25 protein-coding genes are annotated in these 22,536 nt (G+C 40.9%); 13 read left to right on the top strand and 12 right to left on the bottom strand.

The genetic code is table 11. The annotated features are described in order from the left end of the window. The first annotated feature begins 82 nt into the window (after window positions 1-82). Window positions 83-937, top strand: coding sequence for a 1,4-dihydroxy-2-naphthoyl-CoA synthase (gene menB / locus G3T18_RS19235; RefSeq protein WP_224412204.1), 855 nt, complete (start codon window positions 83-85; stop codon window positions 935-937). Between the two features lie 169 nt (window positions 938-1,106). Here menB and G3T18_RS19230 read toward each other — a convergent pair whose 3' ends face one another. Then, entirely contained in the window at window positions 1,107-1,370 is a 264-nt protein-coding gene (locus G3T18_RS19230) for a hypothetical protein (protein WP_224412203.1), read from the bottom strand. 667 nt (window positions 1,371-2,037) lie between these two features. Here G3T18_RS19230 and G3T18_RS19225 point away from each other — a divergent pair. The 6 genes from G3T18_RS19225 to G3T18_RS19200 all read left to right on the top strand — a co-directional run bounded on the left by G3T18_RS19225 (window position 2,038) and on the right by G3T18_RS19200 (window position 7,892). Next, window positions 2,038-3,252, top strand: coding sequence for an SPOR domain-containing protein (locus G3T18_RS19225; protein WP_224412202.1), 1,215 nt, complete (start codon window positions 2,038-2,040; stop codon window positions 3,250-3,252). A gap of 51 nt (window positions 3,253-3,303) precedes the next feature. Continuing rightward, entirely contained in the window at window positions 3,304-4,035 is a 732-nt protein-coding gene (locus tag G3T18_RS19220) for a PspA/IM30 family protein (protein WP_224412201.1), read from the top strand. Window positions 4,036-4,226: 191 nt separating this feature from the next. Continuing rightward, window positions 4,227-5,003 carry a PspA/IM30 family protein gene (locus tag G3T18_RS19215; protein WP_224412200.1) on the top strand — a complete coding sequence of 259 codons (777 nt, stop codon included), beginning with the start codon at window positions 4,227-4,229 and terminating at the stop codon, window positions 5,001-5,003. Between the two features lie 260 nt (window positions 5,004-5,263). Continuing rightward, window positions 5,264-5,590, top strand: coding sequence for a thioredoxin family protein (locus G3T18_RS19210; protein WP_224412199.1), 327 nt, complete (start codon window positions 5,264-5,266; stop codon window positions 5,588-5,590). Between the two features lie 38 nt (window positions 5,591-5,628). Further along, window positions 5,629-6,816, top strand: a complete 1,188-nt coding sequence (locus G3T18_RS19205) for an LL-diaminopimelate aminotransferase (RefSeq protein WP_224412198.1) — start codon at window positions 5,629-5,631, stop codon at window positions 6,814-6,816. Window positions 6,817-7,007: 191 nt separating this feature from the next. Then, complete coding sequence (locus tag G3T18_RS19200; protein ID WP_224412197.1) at window positions 7,008-7,892, top strand: NF038130 family PEP-CTERM protein; 885 nt, start codon at window positions 7,008-7,010, stop codon at window positions 7,890-7,892. Between the two features lie 174 nt (window positions 7,893-8,066). Here the strand turns inward: G3T18_RS19200 and G3T18_RS19195 are convergent, their stop codons facing one another. Both G3T18_RS19195 and G3T18_RS19190 read right to left on the bottom strand, forming a co-directional pair. Then, window positions 8,067-9,833, bottom strand: a complete 1,767-nt coding sequence (locus G3T18_RS19195) for a two-component system response regulator (protein ID WP_224412196.1) — start codon at window positions 9,831-9,833, stop codon at window positions 8,067-8,069. A 380-nt stretch (window positions 9,834-10,213) separates the two neighbouring features. Continuing rightward, complete coding sequence (locus G3T18_RS19190) at window positions 10,214-11,101, bottom strand: response regulator (RefSeq protein ID WP_224412195.1); 888 nt, start codon at window positions 11,099-11,101, stop codon at window positions 10,214-10,216. 477 nt (window positions 11,102-11,578) lie between these two features. Here G3T18_RS19190 and uvrC point away from each other — a divergent pair, with 477 nt between their 5' ends. Beyond that, window positions 11,579-13,459 (top strand): excinuclease ABC subunit UvrC, encoded by a 1,881-nt coding sequence (gene uvrC, locus G3T18_RS19185; protein ID WP_224412194.1) that lies wholly within the window; start codon window positions 11,579-11,581, stop codon window positions 13,457-13,459. A 10-nt stretch (window positions 13,460-13,469) separates the two neighbouring features. On the opposite strand, the gene G3T18_RS19180 is transcribed toward uvrC, so the two are convergent. Further along, window positions 13,470-13,631 carry a hypothetical protein gene (locus G3T18_RS19180; protein WP_224412193.1) on the bottom strand — a complete coding sequence of 54 codons (162 nt, stop codon included), beginning with the start codon at window positions 13,629-13,631 and terminating at the stop codon, window positions 13,470-13,472. Window positions 13,632-13,895: 264 nt separating this feature from the next. Here G3T18_RS19180 and G3T18_RS19175 point away from each other — a divergent pair, with 264 nt between their 5' ends. Then, a complete protein-coding gene (locus G3T18_RS19175; protein WP_224412192.1) occupies window positions 13,896-14,360 on the top strand; it encodes a hypothetical protein in 465 nt (154 codons plus the stop codon). Window positions 14,361-14,389: 29 nt separating this feature from the next. On the opposite strand, the gene G3T18_RS19170 is transcribed toward G3T18_RS19175, so the two are convergent. Next, the gene (locus G3T18_RS19170; protein WP_224412191.1) at window positions 14,390-14,707 is read right to left on the bottom strand and encodes a helix-turn-helix domain-containing transcriptional regulator; all 318 of its coding nucleotides are present in this window, start codon (window positions 14,705-14,707) and stop codon (window positions 14,390-14,392) included. Further along, window positions 14,679-15,023: a type II toxin-antitoxin system RelE/ParE family toxin gene (locus G3T18_RS19165; protein WP_224412210.1), complete on the bottom strand. Its 345-nt coding sequence runs from the start codon at window positions 15,021-15,023 to the stop codon at window positions 14,679-14,681. The genes G3T18_RS19170 and G3T18_RS19165 overlap by 29 nt, the downstream gene beginning before the upstream one ends. Before the next feature lie 547 nt (window positions 15,024-15,570). Here G3T18_RS19165 and G3T18_RS19160 point away from each other — a divergent pair. Next, window positions 15,571-15,786, top strand: coding sequence for a replication restart DNA helicase PriA (locus tag G3T18_RS19160; protein ID WP_263480498.1), 216 nt, complete (start codon window positions 15,571-15,573; stop codon window positions 15,784-15,786). Here G3T18_RS19160 and rlmN read toward each other — a convergent pair. Further along, complete coding sequence (rlmN, locus tag G3T18_RS19155) at window positions 15,783-16,835, bottom strand: 23S rRNA (adenine(2503)-C(2))-methyltransferase RlmN (RefSeq protein WP_224412190.1); 1,053 nt, start codon at window positions 16,833-16,835, stop codon at window positions 15,783-15,785. The two genes, G3T18_RS19160 and rlmN, sit on opposite strands and share 4 nt — an antisense overlap. 180 nt (window positions 16,836-17,015) lie before the next feature. On the opposite strand from rlmN, the gene G3T18_RS19150 reads away from it, so the two are divergent. From G3T18_RS19150 to cobM, 3 genes are all read left to right on the top strand, one after another. Further along, a complete protein-coding gene (locus tag G3T18_RS19150) occupies window positions 17,016-17,174 on the top strand; it encodes a hypothetical protein (RefSeq protein ID WP_224412189.1) in 159 nt (52 codons plus the stop codon). A 120-nt stretch (window positions 17,175-17,294) separates the two neighbouring features. After that, window positions 17,295-18,158, top strand: a complete 864-nt coding sequence (gene lgt, locus G3T18_RS19145; protein ID WP_224412188.1) for a prolipoprotein diacylglyceryl transferase — start codon at window positions 17,295-17,297, stop codon at window positions 18,156-18,158. A 423-nt stretch (window positions 18,159-18,581) separates the two neighbouring features. Then, the gene (gene cobM / locus G3T18_RS19140; protein WP_224412187.1) at window positions 18,582-19,364 is read left to right on the top strand and encodes a precorrin-4 C(11)-methyltransferase; all 783 of its coding nucleotides are present in this window, start codon (window positions 18,582-18,584) and stop codon (window positions 19,362-19,364) included. Window positions 19,365-19,506: 142 nt separating this feature from the next. On the opposite strand, the gene G3T18_RS25950 is transcribed toward cobM, so the two are convergent. The 5 genes from G3T18_RS25950 to G3T18_RS19120 form a co-directional block, all read right to left on the bottom strand. Next, window positions 19,507-20,055: a zinc-binding dehydrogenase gene (locus G3T18_RS25950; RefSeq protein WP_449868234.1), complete on the bottom strand. Its 549-nt coding sequence runs from the start codon at window positions 20,053-20,055 to the stop codon at window positions 19,507-19,509. 12 nt (window positions 20,056-20,067) lie between these two features. Then, window positions 20,068-20,694 carry an alcohol dehydrogenase catalytic domain-containing protein gene (locus G3T18_RS25945; protein ID WP_318014007.1) on the bottom strand — a complete coding sequence of 209 codons (627 nt, stop codon included), beginning with the start codon at window positions 20,692-20,694 and terminating at the stop codon, window positions 20,068-20,070. A gap of 27 nt (window positions 20,695-20,721) precedes the next feature. Then, window positions 20,722-21,081 (bottom strand): hypothetical protein, encoded by a 360-nt coding sequence (locus tag G3T18_RS19130; RefSeq protein ID WP_224412186.1) that lies wholly within the window; start codon window positions 21,079-21,081, stop codon window positions 20,722-20,724. A 129-nt stretch (window positions 21,082-21,210) separates the two neighbouring features. After that, entirely contained in the window at window positions 21,211-21,558 is a 348-nt protein-coding gene (locus G3T18_RS19125; protein WP_224412185.1) for a hypothetical protein, read from the bottom strand. Between the two features lie 12 nt (window positions 21,559-21,570). Continuing rightward, on the bottom strand, window positions 21,571-22,266 hold the full coding sequence (locus G3T18_RS19120) for an SRPBCC family protein (RefSeq protein WP_224412184.1): 696 nt from the start codon (window positions 22,264-22,266) through the stop codon (window positions 21,571-21,573). Window positions 22,267-22,536 lie beyond the last annotated feature (270 nt).

Here is a 22,536-nt window from a genome sequence, read left to right as displayed (position 1 = left end):
GGGGTTATTCAGCGACTGCATTTACCAGGCAGATTTGTTGTTTAATAAGGAAGCAAAATTGAACAACAATAACTAAAAACCAATGAGCGATGACCAGAAAACAACTAACGTAGCCTGGGAAGTAGCTAAAACTTACGAAGACATTCTCTATCATAAATTTGCAGGCATTGCCAAAATTACCATTAATCGTCCTCACAAACGCAATGCCTTCCGCCCGAAAACTGTTTTTGAACTTTACGATGCTTTTTGTGATGCTCGCGAAGATAGCCAAATAGGTGTAGTGCTGTTGACAGGTGCAGGTCCTCATACTGACGGTAAATATGCCTTTTGTTCTGGTGGCGACCAAAGCGTGCGGGGTAAAGCGGGATATATTGACGATGAAGGTGTACCTAGGTTAAACGTTCTCGATTTACAGCGTTTAATTCGTTCGATGCCCAAAGTGGTTATTGCCATGGTAGCAGGTTATGCGATCGGGGGCGGTCACGTTTTACACTTGATTTGCGACCTGACAATTGCCGCCGATAACGCTATTTTTGGGCAAACAGGTCCAAAAGTTGGTAGCTTTGATGGCGGTTTTGGCGCTAGTTATCTCGCCCGCATTGTGGGTCAAAAAAAAGCTCGGGAAATTTGGTTTCTCTGTCGTCAGTACACTGCTACTCAAGCGCTGGATATGGGGTTAGTGAATTGTGTCGTGCCTGTGGAACAGTTAGAAGCTGAAGGGATACAATGGGCGAATGAAATTCTTGATAAAAGCCCGATCGCTATTCGCTGTCTGAAAGCGGCTTTTAATGCTGACTGCGATGGTCAAGCGGGTTTGCAAGAATTGGCAGGTAACGCTACTTTACTTTATTACATGACTGAAGAGGGGTCGGAAGGGAAACAGGCATTTCTCGAAAAGCGTAAACCTAATTTTCGCGATTTTCCTTGGCTCCCTTAAGTTTCTAGAGATTTGCTGAAGAATATCTCTAGTTTGGGATTATAACACAGATATACACAGATATTCTTGGCTTTTTCCTTCCAAGTGTGAAGTCGCACCTTTGTGTAAAGGTGCGACTTTCTTCTAGCGAGAAAATTTTTAATTTTGAGAATTTTATTTCAAAGAGTTATTAAACTTTTACTACTTGCTCTTCCTCAGTAGCTTCAATTTTAGAGGAATTATCGGAAATTTCCAAAGAGAGAGATTTTTCCAGATGTACGAGTTCTTCCAGCTCCTTCCATTCTGAGGTGAAGGGTGGTAGAGCTAAAGAACAAGCCTTCCAATTCGCTTGAACTGGGACACCTAACTGCTGGCACATTCCACCCCGTCGTCCTTCCAGTTCGTAGTAACGGCAATATCGACAAGCCGATGTTAAACAATTTGTCGTCTTCATAGGATTTTTCTTAAAGGGCTGTCTTCATTCAAGCTTTATCTTTAGATTTTCTCCTAAATGAAAATCGGGAATTATTGTCTAAATCCATGATTGTGTCTGGGTTTAGCTACACTTAAAGAATAATTGTTTTTCAGTTTTTCTTTATATTTACGTTATAAATAGATACAAATGCTGTTAAAAAAAGAAATAATCCGTAAATCTATCTAGAGATAGACAGAGATAGGTTGGAGTAAAAGTTAACGGGGATCGCATCAAACGAGAAGTAAAAAGCAAAGATATTTATTTGCGGAAAAAAATTCAAGCAACTTAAAAGTTGGATGAGGAGACACTCATTAAAGTTATGAGAAAATCAAATTTTTTAAGCTGGGTAGGTAGTTTTGGCGAATAGAGGGAAGTGAGGTGATTAGATCGATCGCGCCCCAAGTTAATTTTCCAGTCTAGTCACATGAGTGAAAAGTGACGAGTGTGTTAAGACCTAAAATCTTTTTCATTTCCTGTGAAAAATTTATCCAGGAATAAAATAGGATGGCTATGGGGGTGCAGGAGTCGGAAATAAATTGCTTATTGAGGCAACTCGATCTAAAAATAAATTCAGAACAGAGGTAGGCTTGTAGCTCTGCTGTAATTTTGAAATTATTTAGCTATTAGTTAGGAGTTAGTCAAACTTATGATTCAAACTGCTTTAGAAGAATTCCCGAAAAAATCTTCCTTAAATCCAGTTTTACAAGCTGCTTTAAGTAGTTTAGATGTACAGTTAGAAGCAGAATTAGCTCGTTATCGCCGCCGACAACCTCAACCTTCGAGGGCGAAACAAGCTTTCCAGGAGCATTACCGAAGTAAAGTTATCAATGCACATCCAGAAGATGTAACTACCGCGCAATTAGCGATCGCTCCGGAAACGCAAGGCGAGGTAACTGAAGAAACAAAATTATCGGCTGAGACTGGGTTAAAATCAGAACAACCTAGCTCAGATCGCGAAGTTGTCTCGGCAAACGAAGATTCTAGTTTGGTACATCAGGTACAGCCAGCAGAGGAAAAAGTCGAGCCAGAAGAGACAATTAACGAACATCCACCAGAAGATTATTTGGCATCTTCAGAGCAACTTCTCAACACCCTTGCAGAAGAAGAACCAGCAAAGGAGAAAAAAACTAATCCCTTGGCTAGTTTGTTTACACCCCTGGGTGTTAGCTCGATGTTAGTTTTTCTAGTGGCTAGTAGCTTATTAGCTTGGGCATTAATGCCAGAGGAAGCCTGGAGTAAATTAGGATTGTCGGGAATAGTTAGTGCTGAGAGTGAAACCACTGCACCCCAATCTCTCGAAATTAAGCCAGTCGTGCCAGAAAGCCCCGAAAAAACCACTATTCCTCCAGGTCCAAATTTAGCAACGGAAGAGTTTGTCGAGTTAAATTTGAGTACCTTGAGTAACGTCAAACCTAGCCCTACTCCCCAAACTAATATTGATTCATCAAACTTACCCACAGCACCAGAAACTCCAGGATCTCAGCAAGGAAGCCCAGGTCCTGTAGTAATTAAGCGTTCCTCAGATTTAGCAACAGCACTATTACCACCATCTTTACAGCCAGCACCAGTACCGCCTGCTAATTCCGCCCCTGCAACAACACCGACTAATCCATTTCCCACAGCTCAACCAAGTCCGAGTAATAGTCAAAATAATCAGAATTACGTGGTGTTGATTGATTATAGTGGTGAAAGTTCTTTAGTCAAGGCAAGAGCGATCGCGCCTGATGCTTTTGTGCGTAAAACTGCTAGTGGTGACAAAATTCAAATGGCGACGTTTACGAATCAGGCGGATGCTCAAAGATACGTGCAAAATTTAAAACAGCAGGGCATTTCGGCTTCTGTTGCTTCAGTTGCCGGATAAATCTTTTACCTAGGATACTATGATGAAAATTAGTTAGAGAGGAGAGTAGTTATGGGGTTGCTTGAGCGCATTTGGCGAGTAATTCGCGCCAATATCAACAGTCTAATTAGCAGTACAGAAGATCCAGAAAAAGTTTTAGAACAAGCTGTAGCAGATATGCAGCAAGATTTGCTGAGAATGCGGCAGGCTGTGGCTCAAGCGATCGCTACTCAAAAACGTACTGAGCGACAAGCTGCTCAAAATAATACTCAAGCTGAAAGTTGGTATCGTCGCGCTCAACTAGCTTTAGATAAAGGAGATGAAACTCTGGCGAAAGAAGCATTAGTTAAACGCAAAAGCTATCAAGATACAGCCAAAGCTTTACAAAGCCAGTTAGAACAGCAAAATACGCTGATTAGTAAACTGAAAAAAGACTTACGTGCTTTGGAGAGTAAAATATCTGAAGCGAAAATGAAAAAAGATCTCTATATTGCCAGGGCGCGATCGGCAGAAAGCTCGATGAGAATACAGGAGTTAATGGGCAATACTAATACCAGTAGTTCCTTGAGTAGCTTCGAGCGTATGGAAGAAAAAGTTCTGGAGTTAGAAGCAACTTCTGAGGCGATCGCCCAATTGGGAACTGACGATCTAGAAAAGAAATTTTCGGCTCTGGAAGGAAATAATGAACTGGAAGCTGAGTTAAGGGCGATGAAGGCAAATCAGTTAAACGGTACTAATCAGCATAACTATAACTTACCCGCATCGGGTTCTGGAACCAGAGAAAACTCATCGGGAGATGAATAGCTAGAAAAATTTATTTCCCAGGTAAATCTCGGTGTTTAGCGAAAGTGAAAGCGTTTGGGAAAAAGAATATGCCAAACTAGAGACACTGAAAGCTGTTCAGAGCATAGCCGCTATTATTAAATAAGCGGGCTGATGCCTCTTAAACAAAAAAAGTTAACTTATTCTGTAGACTCCATAGGATAGATAGCGTCATGGGATTATTCGATCGCCTTAGCCGAGTGGTTCGCGCCAATCTTAACGATATGGTGAGCAAGGCTGAAGATCCAGAGAAAGTTCTGGAACAAGCAATTATTGATATGCAATCCGATCTGGTGCAAATGCGTCAAGCAGTCGCCAGAGCGATCGCTTCTCAAAAACGTACTGAGCAACAATACAACAAAAATTTATCGGAAGCTAATACCTGGCAACAACGCGCTCAACTTGCTCTTACTAAGGGAGATGAAAATTTGGCGCGGGAAGCTCTCCAGCGCAAGAAAACTAGCTCGGAAACAGCGACAATGCTCAAACAACAGCTAGATCAACAAAATGGTCAGGTAGATACGCTCAAGCGCAATTTAATCGCTTTAGAAAGTAAAATTTCTGAAGCGAAAACGAAAAAGGATATGCTCAAAGCGCGGGCAAATGCAGCTAAGGCTAATCAGCAGTTACAAAGTACAATTGGTAATATGAGTACGGGCAGCGCGATGTCAGCCTTTGAGCGCATGGAAGAAAAAGTCATGCAACTCGAAGCTGTTTCGGAAGCAGCAGGTGAAATTGGCGGTAATAGTCTAGAAGATCAGTTTGCTCAACTTGAAGGTAGTAATGTAGATGATGAGCTGGCAGCAATGAAAGCTCAAATGCTGAGCGGTTCTTCTCCTAACCAAGAAGCATTACCTGCGGGACAAGATAGTTCCTCTTCTTCCTCTTCAGCGCCGAAAACAGAGGTCGATGCGGAACTAGAAGAGTTACGTCGCCAACTGAATCAGTAGCGGTGGGTCACGATTCACCAAAAGCATAATCGATCTCACGCCTCAATTTTCGAGCAATCGGCGTGAGATGAATTATATCTAAAAAGGTCGATCGCGAGAAATTTAGCCAACAAGCTTGGTCTACGCAGCAGGCAATCTCCGCCTGCTGAATTTGTCTCTAGCGTTGATTGACGTTCTCTGCGCCCTAAAAGTAAAGTCAAATATAGCAATCTTTCACCAGAGGATTGCGATCGTAATTAATTTTAGAGTGAAATATAGTTGTGAGTAGCGTTATTAAAATTACCGATTCTGAGTTTGAGACGGAAGTTTTTCAAGAATCAAAGCCAGTCCTGGTTTACTTTTGGGCTAATTGGTGCGGTCCTTGTAAGTTGGTTTCTCCTTCAGTGGATTGGGTAGCTAATCAGTACAGCGATCGCCTGAAGGTGGTTAAACTTGAAGTTGACCCTAACCCTAATTCTGTGGCTAAGTGTCAGGTGGAAGGTGTTCCGGCTTTGAGATTGTTTAAAGGTGATGAGATGGTAATCTCTCACGAAGGAGCGATCGGCAGACAAGCTCTCAACGATATGCTAAAAGAATACATTCAGTAGTTTGACTCTGGATTAATGACGAATCACCAAGGATAAAAATGCGGTTTGCTAAACGGATAGAAGCCTTGCAAACAAATGTGTTTGCTGATATGGATCGGGCAAAGAATTGCGCGAAAATGTTGGGGGTGGAAATAATTGACCTTTCTTTGGGTTCGTCTGATTTACCAGCGTCTCAGGTGGCGAGATCGGCAATCGAAAAGTCGTTGTCTGAGATCGATACTCATGGATATTTACTTTTTCATGGTACTCGCAGTTTTCGCGAAGCGGTGGCTGGTTGGTATACCAACAGATACGGTATTCCTGTCGATCCGGAAACTGAGGTGTTACAGTTGATTGGTTCTCAGGAAGGAACTGCACATTTACCTTTGGCGGTGTTGAATCCTGGGGATTTTGCTTTGTTGCTCGATCCGGGTTATCCTTCTCATGCTGGTGGGGTACATTTGGCTAGTGGTCAAGTTTATACTTTGCCTCTGTTGAGCGAAAATCAGTTTTTGCCTCGGTTTGAGGATATTCCTACGCAAGTGCTGAAGCAAGCAAAACTGCTGGTGTTGAGTTATCCTCACAATCCCACTGCCGCGATCGCGCCTTTGTCTTTTTTTCGGGAGGCTGTGGCTTTTTGTCGCCAGCATGAGCTAATTTTATGTCACGATTTTCCTTATGCCGATCTGGTCTTTCCTGAAGCGGGAACCAGTTATCAATCTCTGGCTCCGTCTATTTTACAAGCTGACCCTGATAAAGAAGTCTCGATTGAATTTTTTACTTTCTCGAAATCTTATAATTTGGGCGGTTTTCGCATTGGTTACGCGATCGGAAATTCAGAGCTAATTCTCGCCCTGCGTCAAGTGAAAGCGGCGATCGATTTTAATCAATATCGAGGGATTTTAAATGGTGCGATCGCAGCTTTAAATGAAGATCGAGAAACTGTCACGACGACAGTTGCTACTTTCCGTCAGCGACGAGATGTTTTTGTTGCCGCTTTACACGATATTGGTTGGCAGGTTTCTTTACCACCTGCAACTATGTATGTTTGGGCAAAATTACCGGAGAAATGGCAAAATAATTCCTCAGAATTTTGCACGAAATTAGTAGAAAATACTGGCGTTGCTGCCTCACCTGGAGCTGGATTTGGGAAAAATGGTGAAGGGTACGTGCGCTTTGCTTTAGTTCGAGATCCAGAAGTATTAAAAACAGCAGTCAAAAGAATCTCAGTGTTTTTACAGTCGTAAAAATACTCAGTTGAATTATTAAAAAATTAAGCAAAATAGTTAAATTAGGGAAGCTAGCAAAAACAAAATTTACGCTAGCTTTACCTATTGGGAAACGAGAATTTGTATACTAAGCAAAGAAACAAGAAATAGAGAAATATAGAAGTGCATCTTAATCACATCAATAGCTCAAAAATCAAGGTGATAGTAAAATGAAAAATCCAATCAAAAAAATCTTATTAGGTGCTTCAGTAGTAGTAAGCGTTAGCGCGATCGCCACAAACTCAGCTTGGGCGGGAACTCTTAAAGCTACTAATATCGAATTTAATACTGACAATTTCCAAACTTACAACGGTCCGGACAATTCTGATATCTCTCAAAGAGACGAAGCACAAGCAATTCAAGCTTTAACCGATGATAGCTTATATACCAACGTCGAACTTTGGGCTTTCGGTGAAGATGTTCTCGAAAATGTTGGCTTTTCCGCAAACTTAGGTTCTCATCAAGTTACTGTCGAGACTGTTACTGGCGCTGATTGGGCAATTTTTGGTCAGCAATGGCTTGACGACTTCCTCGGTGCTTATAATCTCACTAATGTAGTTACCGCCAACCAATACCAACAAGCACTAACCTCTCTAACGACATTAGGTCGTCCTCGCTCTGGAGATCCGAATATTTCTAACTTAACACTCAACGAAGAAACCGGGGAAATTGAAATTGGTTTAATCGGACATTATGATTTAACCGAACGTTTAACCAAACCAGAACACTTTCATACTTGGCAAAGCGATCCGATTATGTATAGTGTGAAAGCGTTTCTCGATGGGGGCTTTATTCCCGGTCCAATTCAAATCAGCGAAATTGCCAAAGTTACTGTTGATGGAGAAGTTAACTGGGTTTACAGTTTTAATGCTGTCGAAACAAATACGATCGCGGCGGATGCCAAAGATAAAACCTCTCACACTGGTTACTACAGTAAAACTATTAAAGTTGCTAGCAATGAACCTGGAGAAAAAGTGCCCGAACCTTCTGCACTTTTAGGTTTAGTAGTTGTGGGTGGTGTTTTTGCTACTCGTCGCAAATTCAAGAAAGCCTAAGTCACGTACTCGCATTGATGAGTTAAAAATTTTAGACATTCTAGATGGTTAGATGAGAGTCCGCAGAGGCGGGCTTTTTTTATTCTCATGGAAGCCAAAATACCAACAAACTTTTTAGCTTTTGAGTTCCTCTAATTGACGCTGAAAATTAATCTTCGTTCTCCTTAACTGAAATTAATTCAAACTCGATAAATTATTAGCAGCTTTTTTTAGAGAGATCGCTTGATTTGTTTGTTGATTAAGCTGAAGCATTTTTTGCAGTTCGAGTGGTGGCATCGGATGACCGATCGCGTAACCTTGAATTAGATCGCACTGATGTTGGCTGAGAAAAGCTTGTTCTTGCTGAGTTTCCACTCCTTCGGCAACTACTTGCAAATTGAGACTATGTGCCATTTGAATAGTTGCTGTGACGATCGCTTCGTTTTTTGACTCTTTGGTTAAGTTTTGGATAAAACTGCGGTCAATTTTTAAGCTATCGAAAGGAAATTGCTGTAAATACATCAAAGAAGAGTAACCACTGCCAAAATCATCTAAAGATAGTCTAATTCCGAGCGCTTTTAATTCCTGGAGAGTGGCGATCGCGCGCTCTTGGTTTTGTACTAGTGCAGTTTCAGTGACTTCTAATTCTAAGTATTGAGGTTCTAAACCTGTGTTTTCCAAGACTCGAACCACTCTCCTACTCAGATCGGACTGATTAAAATGTACGCCTGAAAGATTTACTGCTACAGTCAAATTTAATCCTTGTTGCTGCCAAATTTTAGCTTGATTACAAGCAGCATAAAGCATCCATTCATCAAGGGCTATTACTAAACCAATTTCTTCAGCAAGAGGAATAAATTTAGCTGGGGAAACAAAACTACTATCGGGACGTTGCCAACGCATGAGAGCTTCTGCTGCAACTATTTTTCCGGTTTTTAAGTCTAATTGGGGTTGATAATAAGCTAGTAATTCTCCTTGTTCTACTGCTAAACGCAAGTCCATTTCTAATTGAAAACGGTCTGAGGATTGCTCTTTCAAACTTGGCCTGTAAAACTGATAGCGATTGCCGCTCATCTGTTGGGCTTCAGCTAATGCCGCAGTTGTGTTTTGTAACAGCGAATCAAGCTTGTTACCATCTAAAGGAAAAATTCCGATCCCAATACTACAAGAAATATAGATTTTTTTCTCTTCTAAATCAAAAGGTTGAGATAAAATTTCTAGTAAGGTTTGAGCTATTTTCTCAATCTTTTTTCTGGCGTTAAGTTTAGGCAATAAAATTGCAAATTGTTCTTCATTAAGTCGGGCTACTAAACTATGAATACCAGCACAAACAATTATGCGCTCGGTTATTACTTGGAGTAGCTTTTCACTAGATTTGGTACCTAAACCGTAAGTAAAGCGTTGGAATTGGTTGAGGCATAGTATCATTAGCGGTACTACCTGAGACTGGTAAAGATTCAATTGCACGATCTTGGTAAATTCTTCTCTTAATAAGAGTTGATTGGGCAGTTTAGTCGAACTGTCGTAGTAGGCGAGACGATTTAGTTTTGCAGTTGCTTCTAACAAGGCGAGATTTTGTTGCTGACGCAGCCTTTCTCGTTTTCCTAATTGAGTGGCGATCGCGCCTAGTAGTTCGCTTCTGGTGAAAGGCTTGGTAATATAGTCGCTAGCTCCTAGTTCCATTATTTGTCGCAGAGAAGCTCGGTCTTCTTGAGCAGTCAGACAAATAAAGGGAATCATTACTGTGTTGGGATCTTGTTGCAAAATTCCTAGGACTCCGTAACCATCTAATTCTGGCATAATTAGATCGCAAAGAATCAAGTCTGGTTTTTGGGTTCTGGCTAAGTAAACTCCCATACTGCCATTTTTTGCTTCTATAATCTCAAAGTTCTCATTTTTAAGAATTTTTACTACGCTTTGGCGCAGAATTCTTTCATCTTCGATTACAAGAATTTTTTTCATTGCTCTTTGCTGGTTTCGTGAGGTTTCTACTACCTTTTCTTTCACCATGTTACTTTTCTTTACATTATTTTGTAAAGTTTGTGCCGGAGCGGAGATCGGAAATAATAATTAACTTTGTTCTGAAATTTTTTCTGATGTAAAATAAATAATTATTCTTGACAAAAGAGCCTTGATGCTTGATAATAAACTGAGATAAAATTAAGAAGAAGTTAAATCAAAAAAAATTGAATTCAAAAAAAAATTGAATAAAGAATAATTGGAGAAATAATTTGGATAGATAGCAAGAACAGCGATCGCGAAACAGTTGCTTGATGGATAGTAAACTAATCTAAATAACCTTGGTTCAGAATCTGCTTGAAGCCTCAACCTCTACAAATAGATTACAAACGGGAGGATTTCTCCGTTTGGACTAAATCAGCAAGGAAATTATGAACTTCATCAACAATTCTCTCGCACTCAGCTAGCAGTTCTCTTGCCTTTTCGAGACAGTTATTGACAGCTAAATTTTCTAACTGTTTGGCTCGTTCGGGAAGTTCATAAATTGCCACTGTCATCGCAGCACCTTTGAGTTGATGAGCCGTGAGAGCAAGGGAATTAAGATCGCCAGTGGAAATTGCTTGACGTATTTGTTCCAGATAAACAGGAGCATCTTCGACAAAAGCTTGTAACATTTCTAACTCAAACTCAAGATCGCCGCGAGAAAGTTCGCGCAGACGAGCTAATTCGACGGGAATTTCACCTCGTTCGGGACTCGGTAGCTCGCTTTCGGTAGAAACTTCCATCGGTAAGATCGGGCGATCGATTTGCTGTTGGTCATCTGCTAGATTGTAGTTTTCGATTACTGAGTGGCAACTTTCTGGAACCCGAACACCCAGCACTGACGACCAACGAGCGAGAATAGTCGCTAGGATTTCCAATTGAATCGGCTTACTCAGATAATCATCCATACCTGCGGCTAAACACTTTTGTCGCTCTCCTGGGGAAATATTAGCAGTCATAGCAACGACAATCGTGCGACGAGAGTTACTTTCTCGAGCGCGCAGAGCTTCGGTAGTTAGATAGCCATCGAGAACGGGCATTATACAATCCATCAAGATCAGATCGTAGTCTTGCTTAGTTAAGCGGTTAAGGGCTGCGACACCATTGGAGACACAATCAGCTTGATAACCGAGTACCATGAGTTGGTTGACTAACAATTGGCGATTAACTGGCGTATCCTCAACGAGCAAAATTTTTAAACTACGCAATTCTGGTGGATCGGATATCATTGCTTCTCCTCCCCGGACAACCTTAAATACACAAATGAAATATGCTCTTGTTACTCAAAAGATCGCCAACCTCGCGCTACGAGTAACTGAGGTGCAGATAAGTAACTTGGTACATCTTCTGGTAATCGATCTGGCTCAAATACATTTTTCAATATTTTCTGCATAACAACCTCTAGCTATTTGGGGAAGTAATGATTCGGGAGTAACTAACGCTCTTACTAACGAAAATTTATTAAAGAGCGGCTCGCTAAGCGATGACAAGAAAAGTATCTTCTGTTAACTGTTATTCGAGCAACTTACTTACAGGGTGAATTTTTCAAGCTTTTGTGAAATTTTTGCGAACAAAATACTACTTTAGATCTAGATCGACTCAAAATTATTACTCACTCAACGATCGTGACGGTTAACACTATCTCCGCAAAAGCGCTGCTGTGTTTATTATAGTTATTGGTAAGCGTAAAGAGCATTTATACTACTGTGGCAACCTCTACAACCGAGCTACTCTTAATTCAAGATCCAGAACGCTTAGAGCAAATCCTCAAAGAAATTCCTCTGGAACCGGGGATTTATTTGATGCGCGATCGCTCTGGGAATATTCTCTATATCGGTAAATCGAAGAAACTGCGATCGCGGGTTCGTTCCTATTTTCGACCTGGACAACAATTGAGCGATCGCCTTCGCATGATGGTACGTCAGGTGGCGGAAATTGAGTTTATCGTTACTGATACTGAAGCCGAAGCTCTAGCATTAGAAGCCAATCTTGTCAAGCAGCATCAGCCGTATTTTAATGTTCTGTTAAAGGATGATAAAAAATACCCTTATGTTTGCATAACTTGGTCGGAAGATTATCCGCGTATATTTATCACTCGCAAGCGACGTAAAGGAAACGAAAAAGATAGATATTACGGTCCTTATGTAGATGTCCGATTATTACGCAGTACCCTGCATCTTGTCAAGCGCCTTTTTCCGTTACGTCAGCGTCCGCGACCTTTATTTAAAGACCGTCCTTGTCTTAATTACGATCTTGGCTGTTGTCCTGGTGTTTGTCAAGCTTTAATTACTCCAGAAGCATACCATCAAATCGTGCAAAAAGTAGCAATGGTTTTTCAAGGAAGGACGGGAGAATTACTCGAACTTTTGCAACAGCAAATGGAAAAAGCCGCAGGCGAGTTAAACTTTGAGTTAGCGGCGCAAATTCGCGATCGCCTTCAGGGATTGAAAGCACTCCAGGCAGATCGGAAAGTTTCCTTACCTGATGATACCGTCTCCAGAGACGCGATCGCGATCGCTGCTGACGACAAACACGGTTGTATTCAATTATTTCAAATTCGGGCTGGTAAATTAGTCGGGAGATTAGGCTTTTTTGCTGACGCACAATCGGGTACACCTGGAGAAATTTTACAACGAGTTTTAGAAGAACATTACTCTTATGTTGATTCGGTAGAAATTCCTCCTGAAATTATCGTTCAATATGAATTACCCGAAACCGAAATTTTAGTCGATTGGTTGAGCGAAATTAAAGGTCGCAAAGTGCAAATAATTGCACCCCAAAGACAAATCAAGGCAGAATTAATTGAAATGGTTGAACGCAATGCCAAATATGAATTAGAACGTACTCAACGCTTTGCCGATCGTAACCTAGAAGCGCTGCAAGATTTAGCTGAAATTCTCGACTTAGCTGACTTACCAAAACGAATTGAAGGCTATGATATTTCTCACATTCAAGGTGCAAATGCAGTTGCTTCCCAAGTAGTTTTTGTGGATGGAGTAGCCGCCAAACAACATTATCGTCATTATAAAATTAAAGACCCTAATGTTAGGGCTGGACATTCAGATGACTTTGCGAGTATGGCGGAAGTTATTCGCCGTCGCTTTCGGAAATATGCTGAAAATACAAGTTTAGAACGTCAAGGAAATCCTGATTTTCCCGATTTAATTATGATTGATGGTGGCAAAGGTCAACTATCAGCAGTTGTCGCCGTTTTGCAAGATTTAAACTTACTTGAAGATGTGCGCGTAGTGAGTTTAGCCAAGCAAAGAGAAGAGATATTTTTACCAGGAGAATCTTTACCTTTACACACGAATTCCGAACAACCAGGAGTGCAACTTTTGCGAAGATTGAGAGACGAAGCCCACCGCTTTGCAGTTAGTTTTCATCGTCAACAACGTACAAGTAAGCTGCGGCGATCGCGTCTCGATGACATTCCCGGTTTAGGCTTTGCTAGACAAAAAGAACTATTAGCACATTTTCATTCTATTGACTACATTCGCGAAGCAAATCTTCAACAATTACAAGCAGTTCCCGGTATTGGTTCAGTATTAGCACAGGAAATTTACAATTATTTTCATCCAGCTTAAAGAGCGATCGCTATTTTTCTTTCTCTGGTATGATGCTAATATTAGCAAATTTTGCTTTGGTCATTTTGAGTTTAGGAAGTTGAAGAGTAAACGGCGATCGCGAATTGGGTACTAGAAGCGACCGAGAAAGAGTTTCTTGCACAATTTGCTTAGAGTTGGAATTCTGAGTCAAATTGTACCCTTTAGCGATCGCCATTTACTGGAAATTTTATTTCATTTAAGTGATATTAAAGCCAAATTAATTCTCATGTTGAGCGCAGCGAAACATCTCAGACAAGTGAAAAAAAGGTGAGTAAAACCTAACCACAATTGTCATGTTTAATGCAGCCAAACATCTAACCCTTAATTGTCATGTTGAGCGTAGCGAAACATCTCAGACAACTAACTAAATGACCAAAATTACCGAGCAATAAAACCCAAAAATCAGAGTGAAATCATGAGCTTTAAAAATAGATTAGTCATAGTAGTAACATTCCTAGGATTAGGAGCAATAAACACTTTTTCACCTCAACCATTAAAAGCAAATACTACCACCACCCGCGTTATTTCTGGCATCAGATGCAATCAAAATTATAGTATTAGCTTATATGCAAACGGCAATTTAAGAGAATGCACCTTGCATTTAGAGCAAAACTATCAAGGTATCTATTGTCAAGAGGCTAGTAAAATTAGTTTACACGAAAACGGGAATCTGAAAAAATGTCTCTTGAGTAAAGACAGAAGATTTGCCGGAATAGAATGTCAACAAGGGGGTTTAGCCCAATTTTATCCTAATAACACGCTAGAATTTTGTACGCTCCGAAGAGATCAAAATTTTGGTGGATTTCAGTGTGGACAAGGAAATCAAATCTCCTTAGATGAAGCTGGTAATATTGAAACTTGCGGCGGTAGAAGAAGGTAGTAATAATGATAATTGAGATGTGGCAATCATCATGTAGAAACAACCGCTAAACGAAAGCCTAATGCCGATAGTAACTCAATGAAAGTAAAAATTTCTACACCTTGTGTTTCTGAGAGAATTTTAGCCAGTTTCTCATAGTGTAGTTTAGCTTCGGGTGAAAGATTATTTGCCGCGACGCGAGAATCGATAATATCTTTTAGGGTTAGGTGGAGTATTTCTGGTTCGGGTTTTCCTGCTTCGATTTCTAAAGCAACTTCAATATTTCCAGCCGCTCTTTCTGGATCTTGCAGAGCTTCCATGAGATATTCATGATAGTTTCTACTGGGTGATACTTTTACGTCTTTCATAATTTCTCCAATATTCTTTTGCTTTGAGAATATCTTGCTTTTGGCTACTTTTATCCCCACCACAAAGAAGAAGCACTAGGGTAGTTCCTACTTGTCCAAAATATACTCTGTAGCCGGGACCGTAATCAATTCTTAACTCAAATATCCCGTCTCCTACTGAACGATAGTCTCCTAGATTACCTACCCTAACACGCCTAATTCGCTTATCAACTATTAGTTTACCTCTACTGTCCCTAAGAGACTCAAGCCATTCTTCAAAAGGACTTCTTCCCTCGACTGTTTGATAGTTTTGGATTTCTCTGGGTTGAGCTTCCACAAGTTTGATTGTCAAGTTATTTTGGCTGAGGTTAGTTTATCATGACAGTTATTTAAATTAATTTTCAGCATCAATTGTGAAGATTTTCCTAACTTTTTCACAGAGGTGAAACGTTAGAGGTTATTTCCCAGTTGCGATCGCGTCAGTACTATTATCTTTTCATAGAAAAATCCAACTTCTGGTCCAAGCAACAACCTTAATTAATTCTTAAGATTTTTTTCTCGGTAATACTGAAGAATTACTGTAGAAAACAGCGAAAAACTAAGAAGACAACCGCAATTAATCTCCCTGACGACTAATTGGGCTACTAATCGTCATTTTTAGGCAAGATGTCTGGCTAACCAAAATTGCCTTGCGCTCGAACCATATAAACGAGAAAACTACGGGGATCGACAGTATTTGAGACAAGATCCATCTCCAGCTAGATTGACATCGAAAAGAAAAATTGAAATAATAAATAGAGATGAAAGAAATAGTTCTTTCAGCAAAGATAATCAATTTTTGAGTAATTAATGGCTGGAAACAGTCATTAGATTTAGCATTTAAAATGACTTTAACAAAAAAAATTCAAGGTTTGAAAATGCGTTTAACCCAAATAGTGCGCTGTCCTAATTGCGGGAGTCAATGTCAACGTCATTACTTTACAAATAATCAGCTCGTGCAAACTGAATGTAATGAATGTGACTATTTAATGGTAAATTGCTCCCGCACGGGTAAAGTTGTTGAAGCTTACGCTCCGGGAATAAATGCTAATTATGGCTAGTGACGAGAAGCACGAAGTTGCCCACAAGCGGCATCAGTTTCTAAGCCACGAGAATAACGCACGCTAACCGCAATATTTTCGCGCCTCAGCACTTCGGTGAATGCTTCTATTCGTTGTTGGCTGGGGCGTTGATAGTCTACTTCCACAATTGGGTTGTAGGGAATAAGATTGACGTGAGTTTGAAAGCCACGGAGTTTTTTGGCTAATTCTAAAGCGTGTTGAGGTAAGTCATTTACTTCAGCTAAAAGAATGTATTCAAAAGTTACTCTGCGCCCGGTAATTTGGACGTATTCGCGACATTCTGCTAATAATTTATCCAGGGGATAGTGACTAGCGCTAGGAATAAGTTGTGCGCGTAATTTTTGGTTAGGGGCGTGAAGACTAACAGCGAAAGTAACTTGTAATTGATGTTGGGCGAGTTGACGAATGCGTCCGGGAAGACCGACAGTAGAAATAGTTAGCGATCGCTGGGAGATCCCCACATCTTCATTTAGCGATCGCACCGCCGCTACTACTTCTTTGATATTCAACAACGGTTCACCCATCCCCATAAATACTACATTACTAACTCGTTCTTGAAAATCCGCTTGGACAGTTAACACCTGATCGACAATTTCATGATGTTTCAGGTTACGAATATACTCACCCTTTCCAGTCGCGCAAAAATCGCACTGCATCGGACAACCGACTTGCGAAGAAACACAAACCGTGAGACGTTTACTGGTAGGAATTCCCACAGTTTCGATAATTAGATCGTCAGCCAGACGAAGCAGATATTTACGGGTTCGGTCTGGGGCAACACTCTGGTAATCTATAGTAGAGCGACCTAGGGGGTAATCTTTCACCGTTTCGCGCCATTGTTTGGGAAATACGGTGATCTCAGAGAGCGATCGCGCTCCTTGTTGGTAAAGCCACTGATATAATTGTTTACCACGATAGCTCGGTTGTCCCTGTTGTTGCACCCACTCGGTTAATTCGTTTAAAGATTTGCCTAGTAATGGTTCTTGGTTGTTAATTTTAGTTAAGTTATCTTTGCTTTGAATAGCCATTAATTCTTAGTTTTTTTCTCGGTTCTTATTTTGATTGTAGAAGTATTTCGCGCAAAGGTGCAAAGGCGCAAAGGGAAAGGCTAAGTAGTTTTACCATTTTTTTGACGATTGTGATGCAGAAAGGATTAATTATGGGGGATAGTTTTAACCAGTATTCAAGTTGCGGAATCTGGGACAATTGTGGGTAGTTGTTTGCGGATAATTTATGTGGCGATCGCTATTTCTGAGTTAGGTGAATTAAAGTTATTAGAAAGGCAAGTGGGTGCAGATATTGAAGATTTCGAGAGTGGTAGTTTGAATGGTAAGATCAAACGAATTGATAATGTTTATTTTACTTAGACAGCTAATGGGAGGATGGAAACTTAAGGTAGTTTACTAGGGGTGAGAATTTAGATCCGTTAGTCAGTACACTATTACTTGAAGCCTTTTTTTATTTAATCTCAACTTTATCTATCGCTAATGCTACTCTTAGCCTTTCAATTTCAATCTCCAGGTCCAATTATCTTGGAAATTGGTCCGCTAACTATTCGCTGGTATGGCTTATTAATAGCTTCAGCCGTTTTAATTGGCGTTACCTTATCTCAATATCTCGCTTCGCGTCGTCATGTCAACCCAGATCTTTTAGCAGATTTGGCAATTTGGTTGGTAATTGCGGCGATTCCCTGTGCTAGACTTTACTATGTCTTGTTTCAGTGGCAAGAATACGCTCAACGTCCAGAAGAAATTATCGCAATCTGGAAAGGTGGTATTGCTATTCACGGCGCAATTATTGGTGGGACGATCGCCACTTTAATTTTTAGTCGTTTGAATAAAATTTCGGTTTGGCTGTTAGCTGACTTGGTTGTCCCTTCTTTAATTTTAGGACAAGCGATCGGACGTTGGGGTAATTTTTTCAATTCTGAAGCTTTTGGTGCTCCCACGGATTTACCTTGGAAGTTGTATATTCCTCCTAACCGTCGTCCTTTGGAGTATATCGACTATGAGTATTTTCACCCTACTTTTCTTTATGAATCTTTGTGGAACTTAATGGTCTTTGCTTTGCTGATGTATCTTTTCTTTTGGGGATTGCGCCATCGAGGAAAACTGAAAACAGGTACTCTAGCGTTAGTTTATATGGTAGCTTATAGTTGCGGTCGAGTTTGGATCGAGGGATTGCGCACTGATAGCTTGATGTTTGGACCGCTACGGGTAGCCCAACTGATAAGTTTAATGGCGATCGCATTTGGTTTACTCGGACTAGCTTGGCTGTATCTACTCAAGCGTCGTCTCCCGGATGTCGTCCCTCCTCAACAACAGTCCACTCCAGAACAAACTAACACCTAAACACACACAATAAAAAAGCCCTAGAGGGGAAACTCTAGAGCCAAACCAGGGTGCATCTACCACTTTCTTTTTTCCAGGGATTTGGCTTCAATCAGGAAAAATCGTCAAATAAAGTAAAAAAGCCCCAGAGGGGAAACTCTAGAGCTAAATCAGGGTGCATCTACCACTTTCTTTTTTCTGGGAACTTCTCTCAAATCCGGAAAAATCGCCAAATAAAAAGCCCCAGAGGGGAAACTCTAGAGCTAAACAAGGGTGCATCTACCACTTTCTTTTTTCCAGGGACTTAGCTGTCATCCGGAAAAATCGCCATAATAAAAGCTCTAGAGGGGAAACTCTAGAGCCGAACCAGGGTGCATCTACTGTACATTATTCTCTAGCTAGGAACTATCATCAGGATAATTTGGAAAATTTTTTCTCTGATTTATGTACCAAGCGTCTCCATCTTCTCTTCAACCAGCAGTTTACTTTATTGGGGCGGGTCCCGGCGATCCTGATTTACTGACGCTCAAAGCAGTAAAAGTTCTCCAAGCGGCGGATGTTATTATTTATGCTGATTCGTTAGTACCGAAGCAAATTTTGCAGTTTGTGCGGGCTGATGCAGAGTTGCTGAATACGAGTAATAAGACTTTAGAAGAAATTTTGCCTTTGGCGATCGCGCGTGTCAAGGCTAATCTCTCGGTAGTACGTCTCCATTCTGGCGATCTAACTCTATATAGCGCAATTCACGAACAAATGCACCTTTTAGCTGAGGAAAATATCCCTTTTGAGTTGATTCCTGGAATTAGTGCTTTCCAAGCAGCCGCAGCGAAATTAAACGTAGAATTAACGGTTCCTAATTTGGTGCAAACAATCGTTCTGACGCGCATTAGTGGCGCTGCTTCAAAAGTTCCGGAAAGTGAAGAATTAACTGCTTTAGCAGCCCATAAAGCCAGTTTGTGCTTATATCTCGCCGCCCGTCATGTGGAAAAAGCTCAAGCTAAGTTGTTGGTACATTATCCACCGGAAACACCCGTAGCTGTTTGCTTCCGCGTCGGTTGGGAAGATGAAAAGATTTTCTTGACAACCCTTGACAAAATGGCAAAAGTTACTCAAGAAAATAACTTAATTCGGACAACTTTGTACTTGATTAGTCCTGCTTTGTCAGGGAAAAAAGCGCGATCGCGTCTCTACCATCCTGACCATTATCATCTATTTCGTCCACGTTAGGAAATTGGGGACTGGTGACTGGGGACTGGGGACTGGTGACTGGGGACTGGGGACTGGGAAAAAAGATAAACTGTGAAGCGATCGCCTTTCTCTCCTAAAATTTCCTGTAGAGACGTAGCATTGCTACGTCTCTATCAATTAACTAGGGTGTGAGGACAACTTTGATGCAATTGTCTTCTTTATCGCGGAAAATCTTGTAACCTTTAGGTGCGTCTTCCAACTTCATTTTGTGAGTAATGACAAAAGAAGGGTCAATTTCTTGATTTTGAATGCGTTCTAGGAGAGGCTGTAAATAGCGATGTACGTGGGTTTGTCCAGATTTAATCGTCAAACCTTTATTCACCACTGCACCCATCGGCATTTTATCAATAAAGCCACCATAAACACCAGGAACCGAAACTGTACCACCTTTGCGACAAGCCGCGTACCGCAAGGTCGGCGTAGCCATCGCCTGTCTTAATACTAACGCTCGTCCGGTTTCTAAGCGCACTGCTTGCTTAACTTTATCGTACAATGCCATTGCATCGGTTCCGTGGGCTTCCATTCCCACTGCGTCAATACAAGCGTCGGGTCCTCTTCCTCCAGTCATTTCTTTAACTGCTTCCCCTACGTCAATTTCTTCGTAGTTGAGGACTTCTGCATTTGCTGCTTTTGCTAAGGCTAATCTTTCCGGTATCCTATCAATAGCGATTACCTTTTCTGCTCATAACATATAAGCGCTACGAATTGCAAATTGTCCTACAGGTCCACAACCCCAAATTGCGACAGTATCACCTGGTTGAATATTACAATTTTCTGCCGCCATATAACCTGTAGGAAAGATATCTGTGAGGAACAGAACTTGTTCGTCGGTGAGTCCATCAGGTACTTTTAAAGGTCCTACGTCAGCGAAGGGAACTCGCGCATATTCTGCTTGTCCTCCAGCATAGCCACCGAGTAAATGTGAGTAACCAAATAATCCTGATGGTGAATGACCGTAGAATTTTTCTGCCATCCAAGCATTCGGGTTAGAATTATCACATAATGACCATAAATCTCGGTTACAAAAGAAACAATTTCCACAAGAAATTGTAAACGGAATCACGACGCGATCGCCATTTTTTAAGTTACTCACTCCGGAACCCACTTCGACGACTTCACCCATGAATTCGTGACCGAGGATATCACCAGATTCCATTGTCGGAATAAAGCCATCATACAAGTGCAAATCTGAACCACAAATCGCTGTCGAAGTAATCTTAATTATTGCATCGCGAGGGTTCAAAATTTTCGGTTCTGGGACATTATCTACTCGAACATCTTTTGCACCGTGCCAACAAACTGCTTTCATTAGTTAATTTTCTCCGCTAATATTTTTCTAGGATTGAGTTTCTTTGTCTACCAAACCTTTATCTTTCACTTGGTTGAAAAATTTGCTTGCTTTTTCCGGTAAAGAATCTTCCGGTTTGATTTTTAGCGCCGAGTTAGAATCTTCTTGGTTATGTTGTCTCGCTTGATTAACTACTTTTCCTGCATCTTCCCCGTAACGCTTTTCTGTTTCTTCCTTTCTTTGCTGGTCAATTTCTTTATTGATGTTGTAAGCGAGAAAATTATTTCCTATTTCTGCTTGCGCTGGTTGAATATTTATCGTTAAATTCGTCGCAATTATTCCCAACATTGCTACCAAGACAATCGCAATTGATTTTAAAAATTTTGCTTGTTTTTTGCTTTTAATCATACTTTTCTATCAATCAAAATTCGACTAAAAAGTTTTACTTACTCGCCTCATTTTAGCTAGTTCATCCATTACCAAAAATTTTTAAGAGTGGCTAGGAATTTCTTCCAGCAAGAGATATTGAAACTACAATCATCTTTTCTTGTCTTGCACCAAAACAGGCTTATCTTGAACGTTTTCCTTATTTTTATCTGAGAAATCGAGTTTTTCTTGCATCGTATCTAACGTAGCTTCAGCCTTTTCCTTTGCACCTGCTGCTAACTCTTTTCCCTCATTTTTAGCAGCATCTAAATTCACCCGTACCTTTTCCGGACTCTTATCAACTTGGTAAGACTCAGCTTCCGGAGTTAAAGGTGCTGCCCAAGCCGCACAACTGTTATTGCTAGCACTAAATACACAAATAGTCAAGCCCAAAAACATTATTGCAAAAATTGTTAATATTTTGAACTTTTTAACTGAAAATTTCGCTAAATTTCCCATACCAAAAACTAATTAACTTCCTTGAGGTTGACCTGCGATCGTTGCAATTTCTCCTGCTTCCATTAACTGCTTAAAACGACTTAATTCGTTACCGACTCTTTGTTCCGGCGACTCACCAAAAAGTTTCGCCAGCGCGTCAGTTACAATTCCTCCCGGCGGATTATATTCAATTGCCACTTTCACTTGTGTACCTCGTCCCGCAGGCGCAGGTTGAAACCGAACAAAACCGGAATTTTCTATGTCGGCATTGTCTACAGAAGCCCAAGCAATTAAATGATTTGGCTCATCTTTAATTATTTCTGCGTCCCATTCAATTTTTGTATCCAAAGGCGCTTTTGCTACCCAATGGGAACGCTTTTCATCCTGCACTGTCACCGACTGAAGATGCTCCATAAATGTCGGCAAGTTTTCAAAGTTGTGCCAATAGTTATATAACTCTGCCACTGGCTTATTAATCGTGACAGTTTTCTCAGCTTTGATAGTTTGATTCAGTCCTAATGCGGCTTGGGCTTTGTCGCCTAGATTTTCTTTTGGCATTCCGTGATAAACTAAACCTCCTCCCGCCAAAGTCATCAAAACTCCGCGCAAAGAACGTTCTTTTAAGCCGAGAAGAACCAAAGCCCCACCACCGATTAACGAAGCCCAATTTTCCACTTCTTTACTATCAGGTTGGTTTGGCTTTTTCCCGATATTGGTTACTTCTTCCATAAATATTTCCTACAGTAATTCTGTTAAATTGGCTCAAGATCGAGCTAACAGCCAAATTTGTTGGTAAAAGCCACAGCTTATGGGTTCAGGATATAAATAATTTCCCTAGGTTTCTTCACTCCCCCGATAGAGAAAGATTTCTCGTTTGTAGCTCATTTTTCTCGTTCCCTGGCTCCGCCGGGGAATGCCCCCAGGAGGCTCCGCCTCCACTCCAGCCTAGCCAGCCTAGGGACGAGGGTAGATGGGTTAATTCTCGTTCCCTGGCTCTGC

The organism is Oscillatoria salina IIICB1 (genome assembly GCF_020144665.1).
GTDB lineage: Bacteria > Cyanobacteriota > Cyanobacteriia > Cyanobacteriales > SIO1D9 > IIICB1.
Note: the sequence above shows the minus strand (reverse complement) of the source record. Positions and strands in the feature narration are given on the sequence as shown.